The 1,012-nt window shown below is 68.1% G+C and carries 1 protein-coding gene and 1 CRISPR repeat array; the gene reads left to right on the top strand.

The window, feature by feature from the left end; genetic code table 11:
• Positions 1-9 precede the first annotated feature (9 nt).
• Positions 10-343: direct repeats of the CRISPR family, unit length 29 nt; unit sequence GTGCTCCCCGCGCACGCGGGGATGGTCCC.
• A gap of 173 nt (positions 344-516) precedes the next feature.
• Positions 517-768 (top strand): hypothetical protein, encoded by a 252-nt coding sequence (locus DAT37_RS12985; RefSeq protein ID WP_109525003.1) that lies wholly within the window; start codon positions 517-519, stop codon positions 766-768.
• Positions 769-1,012 lie beyond the last annotated feature (244 nt).

The raw sequence follows: 1,012 nt of genomic DNA, 5'->3' as shown, positions 1-1,012 counted from the left end.
ATCCAAGTTGTGCTCCCCGCGAACGCGGGGATGGTCCCATCCCGAGCGGGAGGTTTGGTGCTGGCGGAAGGTGCTCCCCGCGCACGCGGGGATGGTCCCCCGGACTTGGCTGTAACTGTCTGGGCTCTGCTGTGCTCCCCGCGCACGCGGGGATGGTCCCTTCGTCACTTGGCCTCCGGTTCCTCCGGCCGCGTGCTCCCCGCGCACGCGGGGATGGTCCCCAGAGACCGCCATCCCCGGCCGCGACCCCGGGGCGCTCCCCGCGCACGCGGGGATGGTCCCGCCGCGCGGATGACGGCGTGAACCCGGCCGACGTGCTCCCCGCGCACGCGGGGATGGTCCTTCATCTGCGACCGCTTCACGTCCCGGAGATCGCGTTTGGGTTGACCGTCGGAGAGTGGCTCGGCCTGGCGCCCGCTTGAACCCTCTGACTTGCTGTGCCACACTACGCGCAGGCGGATCCCCTATGCCCTCCAGCAAAACGCGAAGGGCATTACGTGTTTTCGGGGGTGTGCCATGGACCCCGAACCGGTCACCGCTGCCGAGGCCGGCCGACGCCTCGAAAGGGCCCCCGCCACCATCCGGTCCTGGGGCAGCCGCTACCAGGCGCGGAAGCTCGGCAAGCAGCAGCGTCGCATCTACTACGACTGGCATGACCTCGCCACGATCGACGGTTGCATCAACCGCGGCGAGGAGATCCCAGCCATGCCCGAGCTGCGCGATCAACTGCGCGCCGAGCTACGGCAACGCTGGCGCATCGTCTCCTAGCTGACCTTGAACCGTTCAATCCGGCCAGGTGCTTTTCGTCCGCCGCTCTGATCATCCAGCAGCTGACCGGCGGTAGCAGATGTAGCAGCACCCGCTCATAGTCCGGCAGTTCGAGGCCGTCCCCTTCAAGATCCACCGGGTAGGCGTACAGCTCGAAACGCGGCTTGAACAGCCGACCTTGCTCGTCGCGGTCACCGGGATGGATGCGCGACGCGACGTAGCGGGAGTACACGCGGGAGACGTG

This window comes from Nocardia aurea, assembly GCF_003123685.1.
In the GTDB taxonomy this organism is placed as follows: Bacteria; Actinomycetota; Actinomycetes; order Mycobacteriales; family Mycobacteriaceae; genus Nocardia; species Nocardia aurea.
This window is presented reverse-complemented; position numbering and strand designations above follow the sequence as displayed.

What these genes read in the sequence shown, in the direction of transcription:
- DAT37_RS12985 (WP_109525003.1), top strand. Translation starts at nt 517, where the DNA reads ATGGACCCCGAACCGGTCACCGCTGCCGAGGCCGGCCGACGCCTCGAA.